This is a genomic window from Enterococcus sp. HMSC076E04 (genome assembly GCF_001814285.1).
Classification (GTDB): Bacteria; Bacillota; Bacilli; order Lactobacillales; family Enterococcaceae; genus Enterococcus_B; species Enterococcus_B lactis.
Genome location: NZ_KV815628.1, coordinates 2,590 through 20,735, shown reverse-complemented (window position 1 = coordinate 20,735; position 18,146 = coordinate 2,590). Strand labels below are relative to the sequence as shown.

The window sequence follows — 18,146 nt, the reverse complement described above, 5'->3', positions numbered from 1 at the left end:
TCTCCTTACAGCACATCTGAAAAATGTGGTTTCAATCTACGGAACACTGCAGAGCCGATTACGAACATTACTAATGTGAACACCCAGAAATACAAAGTATATGTTCCATGCTCCCAGAACCAAGCTTCACTTAAAAACGACTCACGATAGCCTTGAACAACATAGTACAGCGGATTTAATTTCAATATGCTTACAAGACCTGAGTCAAACTGGTTCGGGCTCCATAATATCGGCAACGTCCACATGATCAACTGCAAGACGATCGTAATCAATTGCATGATGTCTGGTAAAAATGGTTGGATGGATGCTGTCAGCCAAGTCAATCCTGTCAAGAAAGCACACATGCAAAATAGATAGTAAATCAGCTGTAAAGACATGGCTGAAGGATATATACCATTTATAAGCGCAACAGCTATGCCAATCAGAATGAAAAATAAATGGGTGTACAAATTGGATAGGATTTTCGTCGTGGGCAAGATACGAATATTGAATACGACTTTCTTTACTAAATAAGTATATTCCCGAAAAACAACCGTAGTTGATGCAAAGGCATCAGAGAAGAAGAACCAAGGAATCATCCCGGTAACTAAATATACGATAAATGGGTATTTTGCATCGATCATTTGTGCTTTCAATCCAACGCCAAATACCAGCCAATAAATCAATACAGTAAATAACGGATTGATAAACGCCCATAAGATCCCTAAAAACGATCCTGCATATCTTGATTTGAAGTCATTGATCGAAAACTGTAGCAGTAATTTTCTATTCTGATAAATGTCCTTCATAAATAAATACAAATCTTTAAACATTTGTGTTCCTCCAAGCGATTTCAGTGAATTACAGTCAAGTGCCATTTTACCATATTTTTGGTACCTAGCTGCGTTCTTATTTATTTCTTAATTTTCTATGATACAAGATTTTCTCTAACGTTTCTATTTTACAGAAGATGCTAGACAATTGCAATAAACCAAAAAAGGCTGCGACGGTTGTCACAGCCTCTCTCGTATTTTGCGCCTATCAATGATAGCGTTGGATCCTAGAAGAATGAGCGCTATCTGGTTGTTCCTCATAACTTGGATCTCCAGCATTCATGTCGTCATATGGCTCTTCTATGTCATAGTATTCTTCCATAACTTTCGTTTCGTCATAGCGATGAACGGACATAGCCAATAGGATATAAATAATCGGAACCCATGGGTATGAAGTCAATGTATCTTCCATAAATGACTGCATCATCACCGCAAAAAAGGCCCAGATAAAAGTCATCTGCCCGTTGGATAAATCTGCTTTCAACGTTAAGCGACCAATAAAAAGGATAAGCAGCAAAGCAGCAATTCCAAACCCTATTAACCCATAGATATTCAAAATAGAATTATAACTATTGTGGTTTCCTAAAAATTGGTTTCCTCGTTGGAAGATGAATGTTTTCATCCCTAGTAAAACTTGCTCAGATTTTTCTCCTAGCGTCTGATAGAATTTATGCCAAATATCTTCTCGACCGGTAAACAAATTGACTTTTTCGGAAACAGCGGCTAGATAAGAAATCGGTAAAGCCAAAAGAATCGTAGCCGTATAGGCAATAAACGGTGCACGAATGACACGCATCAATGATTTAGGTAAAAGATCCAATATCGCAAAAACAATCAATGCAACTAATGCGCCTCTTGATTGGCAGACCCAAATACCTAAAAAGGCTGCAACGACTGCTATCCCACCGATGATACGAACATACCACCGTTCAAAAGAACTGGCAAATCCGCTGATCAATAAAGCAAGAGTCATCAAAGAACTTCCGATTGTATTCGTATTGATCCAAATATCAGAAAGCGAATTTCCTGGAGCCCAGATGCTTTGTCCTTCTGGTACTTGGATCTCTGTAAATACACGATATAACGTGATTCCGAGGAAGACCGTAAAGACAAGCAGATAAATCCCGCGATCCCATTTTGTCCACTCAATCCATTTAATTACTAAACAAAATAAAATAATCAAAGGAAACAGTAAATCTCCAAATAAAGACTCATTTCTTATTTCCCGAAAGTAAGAAAAGAAAATGAAAAGTGCAAGCGCAACACCTAGATAAAGAAAATCGACGCCTTTTGCTTTATAAACATTTAAAATGAGCAAAATAGCCACACTAAAAGTGATAAGTAGCGAACTGTTGTTATATATAAACAAAGTGGCTGGGAAGCTTAATCCTGCTGTCCAAACAGAAAAGACCAGCGTCAGCAGCAAAAGCAAGAAACCAGCACTCATTTTGTTGACAAATTTTTGTACGATTGCTTGAATTATCTCCACTCTCCTTTCTAATAATACTTCAGGGTTATTCTCAGCTAGCCCATTACTGTAAGACTAGCTGATTTTCCTGAGTTTGTGTTTGTGGTACATCTGGATAATCCGGATATTCTACTTTAAAAATCATATAACCATCTTTATCCGGTCCATATAGTTGTGTGAATTGAGCTTCATATAACTGATTGTAATCAGTTAACGGTCGCTTACTGATTACATAGTTGATCCCTAACTTTTCTGCGTCTTCAAAATTCAACGTGACCGAGAACATATCTGGACGATCTAAAATGAACTTTGTATCTTCCTTAGCGATAAAAGCTCTTGTGTGAGCATACCGATTATAATACTTCTCATATTCTTCTTTTGGATCGATTTTCTTCCATGCAGCCATATCTGGATAAAAGCGGACTGTATTGAAAGATTTCACACCCAAAGTTGGGGTGAAATTATACAGTTCATCTTCAGTCAACCAGACTTTGCCAGGGTCTTGTTGATCGATTTTTCGGATTTCTTTTGCCAGTGTTTTTTCAAAAATCGCTCCAGTACCTTCTACGACTGGATTGACAAAGAAACCAGATGCGATGATCACGGCGGCAAAAGCAAGATAAAACAAGCGTCTCCAGCCAAATAATGCAAAAGCTAAAATCACTGTTCCCAACACAACGACTGCGATGGTTTCGAAATCTGAAAAATAATTATCCATCTTCGAATGAGTAATTGCATAGAAATAAGACCATGCGTTTACTGCCATTAAAATGAATTTATACCAAATAGGAATAACATCTTCTCTCCAAATATAAGCGATGAACCAAATTGATAATAGGCAAGCCGCAAAACTAAAAGTAAGGATGGCTCTTAAAGGAGGAACATAAGACAGCAGAGTAATTTCTGCTAGCCATTTTGGCAATCCAACGGTAATCCAAAAGATAGAAAACAGACAAAAAATCATCAAAATACGTCCCAATAACTTTTGTTCACTATCTTTTTTGCCAAATAACACAAATGGACTGGCTAGGAATACAGTTGGAAAGAAGTGATAGAACAAAGCCACTTCAGAGTTATTCGAATAGTTGATGTCTTCAAAAGGAATTTTCCAGTTTGTCAGGAAAGAAAAAAATTCGCCAATCGTCCACTTTCCACCGGTACTGACTCGTTTTCCTGGATATAAGGTATTCAAAGAAGCTAACAATGCGTCTTTTGACGTCAGCCAGAAATGAACCATGACTCCGCCAATAAATAAAACTGCCCCTCCAATCAACACTACATCCAACAGATCCCAAGAAATTTTCTTGCTGTAGTAAATAAGCAAGCCAACAAAATAAAAAATCAGCAAGTACGCCAGCATCACTTGATGGGCTGGGTAAATCACTAAAATAAACCCAATACCGAAAATAACCACCAAAAGCATCATCAACGTTCGCAGCCATTTTTTATCATGATTGTAGAAATAATGATAAAAAGCAGTCATCAGTCCCAAAGTAAAGAAAATCAAATCGCCCACATGCTGCATGAACCACCACTGGACTGCGGGAGAAAATGTCAGCGCAAATGCGCCAATCAGCGATAATGCTTTTTTTCTCTTCGTTAATATCATCAGTACTTCGAATCCAAGCAAGACCATGACGACTAATTTCATCGCCCAATAAAAGGAAAGGCCTCGATCTCTTCCGAGGAAAAAGAATCCCCAGTTGAATGGTTTTCCGATAACCGTAATATCCTTTACAGGAGAATTATACGCAATGATCATGTTTTGTCCGTTCAATGAATAATCTTCGTTCACCAACGGAAAGTCCTCTTCAGCTTGTGAGAGGTAAAAAGGTGTCTGCACCAGCCATTCATCTGACCGCACTTCCCGATTCTGTCCAAAAATCACATCAGTTTTTTTCCCATCGTCTCTTTGCGACACATATTTATCCCAAACACCAAGTGAACTTCCGTTTAAATTAAAAGTAACAATGACCACGATGACTAAAACACCAATAAGGTATCGGAGTTTTAGAAACAGGTCAAGCACCAAATTCGAATCTGCCTGATTCGCTTTTGGTTTTTCTTTTCGTCGTGCACTTCTTGTTTGTTTTTCCATATCATGCTCCAAATTCTATTTGATAAAAAGGAAATTACTTATTCATTTTTTTGGCAGCTTCCAGCATTTGCGCAAGTGCTTCTTGCCAAGTTGGTATGGCAAATCCTAACGCTTCTGTCTTTTTCAGGCTCATGACTGAATACTGCGGACGCGTTGCTTTTTGTGGAAATTCTTCCGATGTAACAGGCGCTACTTCCACATCTGTATCTTTCAATATTTCTTTGGCAAATTCATACCAAGAACAGCTATTTTCGTTCGACAAATGATAAATACCGAATGGTGCTTTTTCTTCGATAACATATACCATAAATTCTGCCAAAGTACGTGTCCAAGTTGGCCGCCCGAACTGGTCATTTACTACAGTCAGTTTGTCGCGGGTTTCCGCTAGGCGTTGCATCGTGAAGACGAAATTGTGTCCATAAATCCCGAAAACCCAAGAAGTTCGTATGATATAATAGTCTTCTAAAATCTCTTCTACTGCTTTTTCGCCTAATAATTTCGTACGACCATATTCATTTAGTGGATTTGTTTGGTCATCTACTTCGTACTCTACATTTTTGTTTTTTCCATCGAAGACATAGTCTGTACTGATATAGACGAATTGAGCATTCACAGCTTTTGCTGCAAGCGCTACATTTCTTGTGCCATCGACATTGATTTTCTCATCTAATTCTTTTGCTTCTTCTTCTGCTTTATCTACTGCTGTGTAAGCTGCGCAATGGAAAATAACATCCGGTTTTAATTCTGTAATATAAGCCATTGTTTTCTCAGCATCTGTGATATCCAAGTCTTTTGCATCTGTTGAAACATATGGCAGATTTTTTTCATCTAATAAATGGCGCAATTCTGTACCTAATTGTCCATTTCCTCCAGTTAATAAAAACATATGGTTATCCGCTCCTTGATTTTTATTTTAAAAAAGAGACAGGCGAGCGCCTGCCTCACATGTGTTTTTCCATTAATACAGTGAAATTTTCTCTGTATTATTGTCCATTTTTGGCATATGCTGCTTCAACGGCCTCTTTTTCTTTTTTCCACCAGTCTTCATGTTCTTCGTACCATTTGATCGTGTCAGCCAACCCATCACGGAAGTTCGTAAACTCAGGCTGCCAACCTAGCTCTTCTCGCAATTTTGTCGAATCGATTGCATAACGCAAATCGTGCCCTGCACGGTCGTTTACATGGTCGTATGCGTCTTTTGGTTGACCCATCATTTCTAAGATCAATTCCATCACGGTCTTATTATCTTCTTCGCCGTCCGCACCGATCAGGTAGGTTTCGCCAATTCTGCCTTTTGTCAAAATCAACCACACTGCTGAAGAATGATCATTTGTATGGATCCAGTCACGAACATTTTTCCCTTCACCATATAATTTTGGACGAATACCGCTTAAAATGTTCGTTACTTGGCGAGGTATAAATTTTTCAATATGCTGGTAAGGACCATAGTTGTTTGAACAATTTGAAATAGTTGCACGTAAGCCAAAAGAGCGTACCCACGCTTTTACTAACAGATCTGAACCAGCTTTTGTAGAAGAATATGGGCTTGAAGGATTATATGGTGTTTCGGCAGTGAATTTTTCTCCTTCGCCTTCTCCATGTCCCGGTAGGTCTTCACGTAATGGAAGATCTCCGTAAACCTCGTCAGTAGATACGTGATGATAGCGTACATCATACTTGCGGCAAGCTTCTAAAAGTGTATACGTACCAATGATATTCGTTTGTACAAATGGGAAAGGATCTTTTAATGAATTATCGTTATGGGATTCTGCCGCGTAATGAACAACTGCGTCCGCTTCTTTTACTAGACGGTCCACTAATTCTGCATCTGCAACATCTCCTACGACCAATTCTACGCGATCGCTAGGAAGTCCAGCCAAGTTCTCTTTGTTTCCTGCATAAGTCAGTTTATCCAAAACAGTGACATGCACTTCTGGATGATTGTTTACCACGTAATGAACGAAATTAGAGCCGATGAATCCGGCACCTCCGGTAACAATGATGTTTTTCATAAGAAAATTTCTCCTTAATTCTTAGATTTCTCCGTAAACAAATGGATTTTCTGCTTCAAATTCTTTTAATGTCGGATGACGGTGATCTTTTTCCGACATAATCGCTCTTGATGGATCAATTGGCCAATCAATCGCTAAATCTGGATCATCAAATGCGATGCCTCCATCTGCTTCTGCATTATAGTAATTATCACACTTGTAAAGGAAGTTCACGTTTGGTGTCAAAGTAACGAATCCATGTGCATATCCTTTAGGTACAAGCAACTGACGATGATTATGTTCAGATAAGATAAATCCGTCCCATTGACCATAAGTCGGGCTGCCTTTGCGGATGTCCACTACTACGTCTAAAACTGCTCCAGTAACCACACGAATCAATTTTGTCTGTGCAGCTTCTCCCTTTTGGAAATGAAGCCCGCGAAGAACACCAGCTTCAGCAGATAACGAATGATTGTCTTGAACAAAGTCATAATCTAATCCATGTTCTGCAAATTTTGCTTTTGAATAGCTTTCTGTAAAAAAACCGCGATGGTCGCCAAAGACATCCATTTCCACGATTTTTACATCTGTTAATTTTGTATCTGTTACTTTCATCTGTAGGAACTCCTTATTCAGCGGCCAAATTCAATAAATATTGACCGTATTGATTTTTTTTCAAAGGCTGTGCAAGGGCTAGCAGTTGTTCTTTATCAATGTAGCCCATACGGTAAGCAATTTCTTCCAAACAAGCCACTTTTAAGTTCTGACGTTTTTCAATCGTTTCGATAAAGGTAGATGCTTCAAGCAATGATTCATGTGTTCCTGTATCAAGCCAAGCAAATCCGCGTCCCATAAGTTCTACAGATAATTTTCCTTTATCCAAATATGCTTTATTGACATCTGTGATTTCTAGTTCTCCACGTTCTGACGGTTTGATTCCTTTAGCAATAGAAATCACCTCATTGTCATAAAAATAAAGGCCAGTTACTGCGTAATTTGATTTTGGCTGAGCAGGCTTTTCTTCAATCGACAAAGCTTGCATGTTCTCATCAAATTCTACTACACCAAAGCGTTCTGGATCATTGACATGATAGCCAAATACTGTCGCGCCTGTATCTTTTGAAGCTGCTCGTTGCAACATTTTAGACAGACCGCCACCATAGTAAATATTGTCTCCTAATACCAAGCAGACACTATCATCTCCAATAAATTCTTCTCCAATGATAAACGCTTGTGCCAATCCATCTGGACTTTCTTGTATTGCATATTCGATCTGCAGTCCTAAATCATTTCCGTTTCCAAATAATTCCTTGAAACGTGGTGTATCTTGTGGCGTTGAAATAATCAGAATTTCTTTGATTCCCGCCAACATCAGAGTAGACATTGGATAATAAATCATTGGTTTGTCATAAATCGGCATCAATTGTTTCGATGTTGCCTTTGTTAAAGGGTACAGACGTGTTCCGCTGCCCCCAGCAAGAATGATTCCCTTCATGGATATATGCTCTCCTTTTTGATTTCAAATTTCACTTTGCTATTATCTCATCAATCGTTATATTTGTCATGGAAATATTAAGGATTTAAACATCTTTTATCAACGTTTAAACCATTTTCGTTTGATCAACGCCGTAATCAGATGAACACGCCAGGAAATTTTTTGGCGTAATTTAGAATGCGTTTCAATCTCACTCGCATTTAAATCATGTCTTCGATACAGTGTCAAAGGTTCTCTCAGAAACCCAGTCTTCCTTCCTCCCAACAAACCGATCCACATGTCATGCATAGGCACTTCTGACGGAATCGGCAAAATATCGGATTTCAACGAAGAGCGAAAAGCCATACCTGCACCAATATAATGACTTCGTATTACATTATTGACCCATCCTTCTTTGGAATTTCGGAATGAAAAATAGGAAGCATGGATCTCTTGCAGCTTACTGTTCACAATGATCAAATCTGAAACGACTACTAATTGATCCGGATGCTGTTCAAAATAGTCAGTGATTTTTTTCACTTTTGTCTCTAACCAAACATCATCTTGATCTGCCAAAAAGATTAGCTCTCCTTTCGTCTGCTGGATCGCATAGCCAAAATTAGCGATCAACCCTTGACGAGGTCCTGAAAAAAGCTTTATCCGTCTATCTTTTTCTGCGTATTCAGTCAATATATCCCATGTATCATCTACTGACCCATCATCAGAAATGATCACTTCATCTTCTGCTGAAAGCTGAGATAAAATACTATCCAACTGCTCTCTTAAATATCTGCCCCCATTAAAGGTAGCTATACAAACCGAACGCACGAATTCACACCTTCCAATTCTTAACATATGAGCGCAAAGTCATCCGCCAGATATGCCGGTTTTTGACGGTCAAAAACTGTTTAACTGTTCTTAACAATAATTGTTGTCGGTGACTGGATAAATGTCTTTGATCATATTCATGATAAAATCGATTTTCTGCTTGTAAAATAGAACGGTATCTATTGCTTGAAACTTTTTCATAGTCTAATACCGAAAGATCATGTTCCAGTCGTACTGGTAGTATCTCCACCGTTTTTTCCAACTGATTCACTTTCCAAAACAGCCAATGGTCCAAAAAATCTAAAGAAAAAGCAGGATTAAACCCGCCAATCTTTTTTAGAAATTTGACAGACCATGCCACACCTGAATTGATTGCCATGATTCTTTCAGCTGTCGTACCGTCTACTTCTACTGCATGTGCTGTACGATTGATATAATGATTCGAATAGACGGGAGAAACTTGCCGTCCCCCAGAAAAAATCATCGGAACTGCAGCAACACATTCATCTGTAAAAGCTACTTTACGCAAGATTTCAAAATAGTCGTCGACTAGCCTCGTATCCTGATCCAATGTAACGATACAACGTGTTCTTTCATTTGCTTGAGACAACGCATAATTATAAGCCGCCGCTAATCCAGGGTTTTGCGGATCATGATAGTAAATGGTGTTTTCTTTTTCAAACAGCTCATTTTGCTGTCTTTGAGGACTATTATCGTAAATAATAAGCTGAATATGCTTTTCGCTAAGTGCTTTGCTTAATGGTCCATAAGTTGGAGATTGGCTGAATAGTTGCTGATAGAGCACTACTACTACTACTATTTCTGGTTTCATCAGAAAAAACGCCACCCCCACTTATTGAAAAATTTCATCATAGAAGTCAAAAACACACGAAAAAGTTTTGCATTTCGATGTGCACCCTTTCCATAAAAATGGACGACTGCATAAAAGGGTGTGTACAATAATTTGTAACCTGCTTTTTCAAAACTCAAACACAAGTCATTATCTTCAAAGTACATGAAGAAACGCTCATCAAATCCCCTTATCTCTTTAAATTTGTCAATATCAGCTACCATAAAACTGCCCGAGATCATTCGCACATAACTATCAACATCAGTGGGCAAGCCACGGCATTCAAAGACAGCCAGCCGTTTATCAAACCTTTTTTTGACCCATTTGAAAGGCACAAAGCGCAAAACATAATCAAAAACAGCCAGCCGCTCACGGATGAGGTGCTGAGTGGTCCCATCTTCATTAAGAATCTTAGGTGCTAACATCGCGCATTCGGGATGTTCTTTCAGTAACAACACCAATGCTGTAACTGTTTCTTCATCCACTAAAATATCTGGATTACAAATAATGCCATAGTGGCAATCGCTGTTCAGCAGATTGTGATTATGTCCATAACCAAATCCGGAATTTTCATCATGAAAATAGATTTCGATATACGGATATGTCACATATTCTTTTAGTCTGCTTTTATATTCCGGAAGGGAGTTGTTGTCAAAAATCCGAATTTTTATCGCTGTTTCATCTTTTACAGTTGAAATAAAATTATCTAGTGTCCGAAAAATCTTATCACTGTTCGCCGTTACAATACTAATAAGAATTGGCTGGTTTAATTTGTTATTCATCTATATGACGGTTCCATTTCTTCAAATATTTCTGTTTTACTTGCGTACGATACTCTTTATTCCCTAAAAATCGCAATGTTTTTAAAATAAACTGATGTTTTTCGTTAATCAGACCAATCAATTCAAATAATAAAATTGCAGCAAATAGCATAGCAATAATCAATACAATCGTTCCGATTCTTCCAGTATAATTCATGACCATAGCTGTGAAAGAAAACATCAAAGCCATCGCATAAATCGTCAGGACGGCACCTTTATGAGTAAATCCTAAACTGATTAGTCGGTGATGAAGATGTTTTTTATCTGCTGTAGAAAAAGAAACACGGTTTGCTTTTCTTCTAATGATAGCAAAAAACGTATCTGTTACCGGAACGCCCATGACGATCAGTAGAGAAATTGACGAAACAAAAGTTACGTTCTTCAGCCCTTGTAGTGAAAGGACGGCCATCATGAACCCTAAGAATAACGCTCCTGTATCGCCTAAATAAATCTTTGCCGGATAAAAATTGTACGGGAAAAATCCGATAATGCTTGCTACAAGACAGAAAATAACGACCGGGATGTACACTGTGGAAGCATGAAGGAAAAAATACCCAATGATGCCTATCGTGATTAAACCAATCAATGAAATCCCTGCCGCTAGCCCATCTAAACCGTCAATCAGATTGATTGCGTTCGTGATACCGAAGATCCAAAAAATCGTTACAGGGAAACTAAGCCATCCTAATTGGATATAGCCAATAAAAGGAAGCGTAAAGGAATCAATACGTATATCTGCTACAAAATAAATAATAAGAGAGGCAAGCAAGATCCCTACACTCTTTTGTTTAGGCGTCAGCTCAAATTTGTCATCGAGTACTCCTGTAACGATGATCACCAAAGAAGCGAGCAAGATGGGCACAATATACGATTGTGGAATGATTTTACGAAATAAGAATAAAGTCGATATAACAAATGAAATAAAAATGGGCAGTCCGCCTGCGGAAGGCATTGGAACTTTGTTTATCCTTCTTTCATTTGGTTTGTCGACCATACCCGTTTGTACTGAAATGATTTTAAATACAGGTGTTAATATCAGTGATAATAAAATTGTCAGAAAAAATCTTATAACCATACTAAAAGAAACAAGCATATGGGCACCTACTTTAATTAAGAGTCACAATTATTATAAATTACTGATATAAATTTACAATAAGAACTCTTGTTTCTACTTTTTTTTATGAGAAAATTTAGCTTTCAGTTTATTGAACCATTTTCGGCTTGGATCTCGACGTTTTTTGATTTGATGTCCCGTCACGTATTCTTGAACAACTGCATTGATGATTCCGCCCAAAATGATGATCGTAGCAGCAAAATTAAGCCAAAGCATGAGGACAATAAAACTTCCTATGATCTGATAACCGCTGATCCTCGTTGCAAAATATCTGGCATAGATACTAAACACTTGTGATAACAGCATCCAGCCGACAGTAGCGAAGATCGTACCTGGAATAATCGTCTTCAACTTCAATTGAGCATTAGGGACAATTAAATAAATCAAGAACATGATGACAAATAAAGCCACCAATGTGATTGGCCATTTCAACGTTTGGAACTGATCAATAAAGTTTACAGGTATTTGTACAATCGGTTGAATCGCATCTAAAATCAGCTGTCCTAAACCAAGAACGATAGTTACTCCACTAATGGCAATCATGAACAAGACGATTACGATCAGCGAGAAGAAGCGAACGATCAAAAAATTTTTTCTATTTTCTACGCCATACGCTTTATTCATCGCAATTTGTAAAGCGTTGATACTTTGACTGGCAGACCACAAGGCCGCCAAAGCAGAAACGGATAACAAACCGCCTGAACTTTGTGTCAAAAGGTCCTTGATTGCAGGACCAATAAACTGGTAAACGGTCTCAGGAATCACTTCTCGTAAATAGGTCAGTACAGTCTCTTGATCGATGTGGAGAAACGGCAAAATATTACCAAAAGCAATAATCAATGGAAATAAAGACAAGAGTAAATAATAAGCAACGACAACCGAGGTCGTACTCATTTCTGAATCAGTGATGCGCTTTTGAGTCGTCTCGATAAAGCGCATCAGATTTTCATTTTGTTTTATTTTGTTCCAAACTTTCATGTACCTCTCCCGTACCTATTGATTGGCTGGATCAATAGGTACCTTCTTCTCCTTGTGATGTCAAGATTCTAGGGCCATCTTTAGTAATAGCCAATGTATGTTCATATTGGCAAGATAGTCCGCCGTCTCTTGTATAAGCAGTCCAGCCATTAGGATCCATTTTCATTTTCCAAGTTCCGGTATTGACCATAGGCTCGATCGTGATGACCATACCTTCTTTCAATCGCAAACCTTTTCCAGCTTCTCCGTAATGAGGAACGGCTGGTTCTTCATGGATCGTAGGACCAACGCCATGACCAATAAAATCACGGACGATTGCTAGATTTTCACCTTCTACATACGTTTGGATCGCATGACCGATGTCGCCGATTCGATTTCCTACTTGTGCTTGCTCAATACCGATGTACAATGCTTTCTTCGTTACTTCCATCAATCGGTCGATCTCAGGTGTAGATTCTCCCACTACATAAGCCCAACAAGAATCGGAAATGCCGCCTTTCAAATCGATACACATATCGACTTTTACCAAATCGCCGCTTTTCAAAGGTTTTTTCCGAGGAAATCCATGACAAATTTCGTCATTGATACTGATACAAGTCGCATATTCATACCCTTCGAAGCCAATTTGCGCAGCGATTCCTCCATGACTCTCGATATAGTTTCTGACAAATACCTCAATATCCCAACTTGTTATGCCTGGTTTGATAAAATCACGCAGATTTTTATGTACATCTGCCAATAAAGCGCCAGATTCTGCCATCATTTCAATTTCACGTGCTGATTTTAAAGTAATCATATTTTCGTCTCCTTTTTACAAATCTCTCTCATTTTAACATAGCGGCATACATTTAGCCAAATGACATTTCCCATGTGTCTCTAGGTTTTATTTTCTTTTCAACGATGTTTTGGTATAATTCATAATTGTTAAATAATTTTAAACAAGGAGGCACATCATGGCTTTAGCAAAAATCGTATATGCTAGCATGACAGGAAATACTGAAGAAATCGCCGATATTGTTGCAGAAGCATTTGAAAATATGGATATCGAAGTCGAAATCAACGAATGTACCCAAGTAGATGCAGATGAATTTGAGGAGGCAGATATTTGCGTCGTAGCTACTTATACATACGATGATGGCGATCTTCCTGATGAGATTGTAGATTTTTATGAAGACTTGCAAGAGTTGGATCTATCAGGAAAAATCTACGGCGTCTGCGGATCTGGTGATACTTTTTACGATGAATTCTGTAAATCAGTGGATGACTTCGATGCTGCTTTTGGAAAAACAGGCGCATCAAAAGGCGCAGAAAATGTAAAAGTAGACTTAAATGCTGAGGAAGAAGATATCGAGAATCTAGAAGCTTTCGCTAAAGAATTAGTCGCAAAACTTTAATATGCTTGAGATATAAAAGAGCCGTCCAGATTGAATCAATCTAGACGGCTCTTTTATTGTATTTATGGAAGAGTTCTTCGGGAGTTAAAAATGTATACGCTGTAAGAAAAACGAAATTTTCCTTATGTTGACACATCTCTTGTTATCTACTGATTTGTGAAACTCTTGAGTATATTCAATCGATTTCGATTGGTTCTTTGAGATTCAAGATTGCATCAATGCTGTCTTGGATCATTTTTTCAATCTGCTCATCAGTTGGATGGATAATGCTTGAAGACATCAAAGCTGCAATCCCGGTAGCTATGATCCATGTACCGTTATGCAAGGATTCGATCTGCTCTTCTGAAAGATCCGCATAGGTTGGGTCCCGTTTCACTGTATTCACAAAGTAAGTATAAGAGAAATTTTGCATCTCTTTTCCTCCACCATATTCTTCTAAGTACAGTGAACGATACAACTTCTTCTCTCTTCTTGCAAAATGGATATAATTAAAAGCAAGATCGATAATCGTATTCCCTGTATGCTCAACTGGAAACACTTCGTATTGCAAATAATCATAGATTTGTTCAAAAAGTGCTTGTCTCAAATCATCCATATTTTTGAACTCAAGATAGATCGGCTGCGTGGAACAATTCATTTTGTTCGCGATGTTTCTCGCAGTAAATCGTGTAAATCCCTCGGTGGCAGCTACTTCATAAGCAGCTGCCAAAATCTGTTCTTTAGTAATCGTCTTTTTTCTTGCCATATTTTTTTAATCTCCTCAATTTTTTTATAACGCTTCCACCATTGATTAATTTTATTGTAACATGTTTTTTTTGATATGCAAAATTAGTTTTCGATTTTCTTCACAAGCTAAAATAGCAAGTCGTGTCATAGAATGTGAAACGCAACCATAAAAAAATAACCTCCTTTTTTTATTTAAAGCTACATTGTTTGAATCATGATTAAATGGTATCATGCTAATAGTTACCAGAAAAAATGGTGAGGAGGAATTTTTATTATGTTATCCGATTTTAATGAACTTCTAAAAAAATATGCACGCTTAATTGCAGAAACTGGCGTGGCCACAGAAAAAGGTCACACAGTCGTTTTACAGATCAGTGTGGACCAAGCACCCCTTGCTCGCTTGATCACACAAGAAGCTTACAAATTAGGAGCTGCTGAAGTCATCGTTCAATGGACGGATGATCAGATTCAAAGAGAATTTCTTTTACATGCAGCAACAGATCGTATTGAGAATGTACCACAATCTAAAATCGATCAAGCGGATGAATGGCTTGAAAAAGGAGCAAGCAGGATCAGTGTCGTTTCTGCCGACCCTGATGCGTTTGCCGGTGTAGACAGCCAACGAGTAGCATCTTATCAAGCAGCTGCCGGTAAAGCACTAATGAATTTGCGCAAGGCAACTCAGGCAAATAAAGTCAGTTGGACTGTTGTAGCTGCTGCTGGTAAACAATGGGCAGCAAAAGTTTTTCCAGATCTGCCAGAAGAAGAACAAGTTGATGCATTATGGGATCAAATTTTCAAAACAACTCGTGTCTACGAAGAAGACCCTGTTTTAGCATGGAAAAAACACGATGAGAAATTAGCAAAAAAAGCAGAAGAATTGAATCAAGAACAATTTTCTGCCCTGCACTACACTGCTCCTGGTACGGATATCATCATTGGATTGCCTAAAAACCATCTTTGGGAAGGTGCTGGAAGCTACAATGCTCGAGGGGAAAAATTCATGGCAAATATGCCAACAGAAGAAGTGTTCACCGCACCTGACAGTCATCGAGTAGATGGGTATATTTCAAGCACAAAACCGCTAAGTTATGCTGGTACGATCATCTCTGGTATGAAATTTACTTTCAAAGATGGAAAAGTAGTTGACTTTTCTGCCGAACAAGGCGAAGATGTCTTAGCAAAATTGCTTGATACCGATGAAGGTGCGCGTCGTCTAGGAGAAGTGGCACTTGTTCCCGACCCTTCCCCTATTTCTCAATCTGGTATCATTTTCTTCAATACATTATTTGATGAAAACGCATCGAACCATTTAGCCTTAGGGTCTGCTTATGCCTTCAGTGTGAAAGGCGGTACAGAAATGTCCGACGAGGAATTAGCAGAAGCTGGTTTGAATAGAAGTCAAACCCACGTAGATTTCATGGTAGGATCTGACAAGATGGATATCGATGGAATCCGCGAAGACGGTTCTACAGTACCGATTTTCCGTAATGGAGATTGGGCTTGAGCAAAATCTTGTTAGCACAAATAAAATAAAAAAAAACATATAAAAAAGAGAGTGGGACAATAGTCAGAAAAAAATCTGATTATTGCCCCACTCTCTAGATATAAGTCAAAAAGATTGAACGTATTAGTGTACTTCCATTTTATCTTTTAAACTTCTCCTTCAACTTGCACAATGAATCTTTGCTCACGATTCCAATCAAATGCAGTAGAAAACACCCCCAGATCAGTATGACCTCCTCTGCTCCAATTCAAATAGGTCCCGCTTGACATATTTTCTATAAAATATATATTTCCCAACGAGTTCTGTCCGGCTGAATATAACTTCCACAGAGTCCCTACATTCTCTCTGTTACTCGAGAAGTCCACAAAGCCTCCTCCCCTGCTATCCCTCCAAATATAACTCGGACTAGAATTCACACCTCCCGGAATCTGCTCCCGGATATAATAACCACCGGCATTTGCATTGTACTCCATTACCCAACGTTGGGTTGAGTCAGATTGATTATAATTTTCCATTCCAATTTCAAAATATAGAATAGGATTATAAGGTATGCGTGACACAGTAAGCGTTGTGTCACTAGCAGCTCGAAGCGAAACAACTTTATTATTATATGCACTGGCATCCACCGTCCCACTCCCTAAAAACCCACTACTTAAAGATGTCAAGACGATTGTGCTAAGTATCAATTTTGCTTTTTTCATTTTCTACTTCCTCCTTTTTTATCAAAGATTGAGAAAACCTTTGATTTCTCTTTTAAATGTTTTTTATATTTTTTATTAAGTGCTAAATAAGAAGATTCTTTATGTACTTATTCAAACTAACTAGGTATTTCAAATCGAACAAAAAACTTCTGACTTTCCAATTATTCTAGCTGTGAAGTGCTGTTTGTATCAACTATACTTAGTACTATCCCACTTTCGTGATTCTCTATGTAGTGCGCCTGTACATTATGTGTCAAGATTAGCATAAGAAGTTAAACATACTTATGCCCACTAGAAAGGCTCTAGCTCCATAGCATTGGAAAAGCTACGCGCCTACCAGTAAAACCACTTTGTTCTATTACCCTTGCATCTGCGAAAGCCCTAAGTAAAATAATCAATGTAGCGCTAAGAATCCATTTTTTTAATTTTTCTCCCTCTTTCATTTTTATTTTTATTTTTATTTTTTACTTTCCGTTTTAATGAAAATGTTTTTTTATCACCTTCCTTCAATAAAAATTGTACTCTTATATCAATAAAAAATGAAGTTTTTTTAATTATAAAATATTTAATTTTCGTTGTTTTAAAATAAAAAAACCTGTATCACAAAGGATACAGGGGTTATTTGTACGTTCCTGACTAACTATTACACGTCTTCTATTGTGTTTGTTATTATAAGAAATGTTATCATAATAGGATTCCTTTTTGTTTGTGTTTTATTAAATTCGATTTTTTTTGGCACTTAATTTGGCACAAGTACTTGTTCACCTATTTATTTAGTATAATAAATTCCACCTTTACAAAAAGAACATTAGTTCGTATACTATTTTTGAGGTGAACATTATGTTGATGGAAGGAAAAACACAATTATGGTTTAAATTTGATCCTTCGAATAGATTTGTCAAAGATTTTTATAAGGTGTGGGATTCAGAAGTTTTCTTTTTAGCAATCGAAGATAGCTTATTAATCAATCTCTACTATTCTAATAAGAACTATTTCAAAATTTCTGCTGCGAAAACGAGAATGAAGAAGGACGTATATTTTTTGTTTGATATCGTGACTGACGTGCCAGACGCACGGAGCGATCATCGGCGTTATGACTATATAAAGTATACTTTCGTTGATCCAGAAAGGTATAAAGATTAAAGTAGGCTACCTAAAAAGGTAGCCCGGAACGGATTTTATCACCATACTTATAAAAGGAGATATTTTTAAGTTAGTATTAAGATTGTGTAATATGATGATATCTATATTTTATAGTATCAGTGCTATAAAATCAAAAATAAATCACTAATTAACTACCACTCCAATTGTAAGCCTTTTTCCCATTATTTTTTACAGTTATATGGTATACTTTTTAATGGCTTCAAATATAAAAGAGTTTAAA

Annotated in this window: 18 protein-coding genes; 3 read left to right on the top strand and 15 right to left on the bottom strand. The window is 37.7% G+C overall.

The window, feature by feature from the left end; genetic code table 11:
* Nucleotides 1-5: 5 nt before the first annotated feature.
* The 13 genes from HMPREF2961_RS11375 to map form a co-directional block, all read right to left on the bottom strand.
* On the bottom strand, nucleotides 6-812 hold the full coding sequence (locus tag HMPREF2961_RS11375; RefSeq protein WP_002289081.1) for an ABC transporter permease: 807 nt from the start codon (nucleotides 810-812) through the stop codon (nucleotides 6-8).
* Between the two features lie 208 nt (nucleotides 813-1,020).
* On the bottom strand, nucleotides 1,021-2,301 hold the full coding sequence (locus HMPREF2961_RS11370; RefSeq protein ID WP_002315334.1) for an EpaQ family protein: 1,281 nt from the start codon (nucleotides 2,299-2,301) through the stop codon (nucleotides 1,021-1,023).
* A gap of 43 nt (nucleotides 2,302-2,344) precedes the next feature.
* A complete protein-coding gene (locus tag HMPREF2961_RS11365) occupies nucleotides 2,345-4,378 on the bottom strand; it encodes a DUF7657 domain-containing protein (protein WP_024635864.1) in 2,034 nt (677 codons plus the stop codon).
* Between the two features lie 34 nt (nucleotides 4,379-4,412).
* On the bottom strand, nucleotides 4,413-5,264 hold the full coding sequence (rfbD, locus tag HMPREF2961_RS11360) for a dTDP-4-dehydrorhamnose reductase (protein WP_002315336.1): 852 nt from the start codon (nucleotides 5,262-5,264) through the stop codon (nucleotides 4,413-4,415).
* Nucleotides 5,265-5,361: 97 nt separating this feature from the next.
* On the bottom strand, nucleotides 5,362-6,390 hold the full coding sequence (gene rfbB, locus HMPREF2961_RS11355) for a dTDP-glucose 4,6-dehydratase (RefSeq protein WP_002292882.1): 1,029 nt from the start codon (nucleotides 6,388-6,390) through the stop codon (nucleotides 5,362-5,364).
* Nucleotides 6,391-6,411: 21 nt separating this feature from the next.
* A complete protein-coding gene (gene rfbC / locus HMPREF2961_RS11350) occupies nucleotides 6,412-6,984 on the bottom strand; it encodes a dTDP-4-dehydrorhamnose 3,5-epimerase (RefSeq protein WP_002292883.1) in 573 nt (190 codons plus the stop codon).
* A gap of 13 nt (nucleotides 6,985-6,997) precedes the next feature.
* On the bottom strand, nucleotides 6,998-7,864 hold the full coding sequence (gene rfbA / locus HMPREF2961_RS11345; protein WP_002315337.1) for a glucose-1-phosphate thymidylyltransferase RfbA: 867 nt from the start codon (nucleotides 7,862-7,864) through the stop codon (nucleotides 6,998-7,000).
* Nucleotides 7,865-7,963: 99 nt separating this feature from the next.
* Nucleotides 7,964-8,671 carry a glycosyltransferase family 2 protein gene (locus HMPREF2961_RS11340; RefSeq protein WP_002292885.1) on the bottom strand — a complete coding sequence of 236 codons (708 nt, stop codon included), beginning with the start codon at nucleotides 8,669-8,671 and terminating at the stop codon, nucleotides 7,964-7,966.
* 4 nt (nucleotides 8,672-8,675) lie between these two features.
* Nucleotides 8,676-9,503: a glycosyltransferase gene (locus HMPREF2961_RS11335; protein WP_002315338.1), complete on the bottom strand. Its 828-nt coding sequence runs from the start codon at nucleotides 9,501-9,503 to the stop codon at nucleotides 8,676-8,678.
* Nucleotides 9,503-10,303, bottom strand: a complete 801-nt coding sequence (locus HMPREF2961_RS11330; protein ID WP_002315339.1) for a glycosyltransferase — start codon at nucleotides 10,301-10,303, stop codon at nucleotides 9,503-9,505. The genes HMPREF2961_RS11335 and HMPREF2961_RS11330 overlap by 1 nt, the downstream gene beginning before the upstream one ends.
* Entirely contained in the window at nucleotides 10,296-11,435 is a 1,140-nt protein-coding gene (locus HMPREF2961_RS11325) for an MraY family glycosyltransferase (protein ID WP_002329034.1), read from the bottom strand. Before HMPREF2961_RS11325 ends, HMPREF2961_RS11330 begins: the two co-directional genes overlap by 8 nt.
* A 75-nt stretch (nucleotides 11,436-11,510) precedes the next feature.
* Complete coding sequence (locus HMPREF2961_RS11320; RefSeq protein WP_002292890.1) at nucleotides 11,511-12,434, bottom strand: YihY/virulence factor BrkB family protein; 924 nt, start codon at nucleotides 12,432-12,434, stop codon at nucleotides 11,511-11,513.
* Between the two features lie 31 nt (nucleotides 12,435-12,465).
* Entirely contained in the window at nucleotides 12,466-13,230 is a 765-nt protein-coding gene (map, locus tag HMPREF2961_RS11315) for a type I methionyl aminopeptidase (protein ID WP_002292891.1), read from the bottom strand.
* A 157-nt stretch (nucleotides 13,231-13,387) separates the two neighbouring features.
* On the opposite strand from map, the gene HMPREF2961_RS11310 reads away from it, so the two are divergent.
* Nucleotides 13,388-13,828: a flavodoxin gene (locus tag HMPREF2961_RS11310; protein WP_002292892.1), complete on the top strand. Its 441-nt coding sequence runs from the start codon at nucleotides 13,388-13,390 to the stop codon at nucleotides 13,826-13,828.
* 175 nt (nucleotides 13,829-14,003) lie between these two features.
* On the opposite strand, the gene HMPREF2961_RS11305 is transcribed toward HMPREF2961_RS11310, so the two are convergent.
* Nucleotides 14,004-14,573: a TetR/AcrR family transcriptional regulator gene (locus tag HMPREF2961_RS11305; protein ID WP_002315341.1), complete on the bottom strand. Its 570-nt coding sequence runs from the start codon at nucleotides 14,571-14,573 to the stop codon at nucleotides 14,004-14,006.
* Between the two features lie 255 nt (nucleotides 14,574-14,828).
* Between HMPREF2961_RS11305 and HMPREF2961_RS11300 the strand changes: the two genes are divergently transcribed.
* Nucleotides 14,829-16,061, top strand: coding sequence for an aminopeptidase (locus tag HMPREF2961_RS11300; protein ID WP_002315342.1), 1,233 nt, complete (start codon nucleotides 14,829-14,831; stop codon nucleotides 16,059-16,061).
* 146 nt (nucleotides 16,062-16,207) lie between these two features.
* On the opposite strand, the gene HMPREF2961_RS11295 is transcribed toward HMPREF2961_RS11300, so the two are convergent.
* On the bottom strand, nucleotides 16,208-16,762 hold the full coding sequence (locus tag HMPREF2961_RS11295; protein WP_070704808.1) for a hypothetical protein: 555 nt from the start codon (nucleotides 16,760-16,762) through the stop codon (nucleotides 16,208-16,210).
* Between the two features lie 840 nt (nucleotides 16,763-17,602).
* On the opposite strand from HMPREF2961_RS11295, the gene HMPREF2961_RS11290 reads away from it, so the two are divergent.
* Nucleotides 17,603-17,905, top strand: a complete 303-nt coding sequence (locus HMPREF2961_RS11290) for a DUF5960 family protein (RefSeq protein ID WP_070704805.1) — start codon at nucleotides 17,603-17,605, stop codon at nucleotides 17,903-17,905.
* Nucleotides 17,906-18,146: the final 241 nt, after the last annotated feature.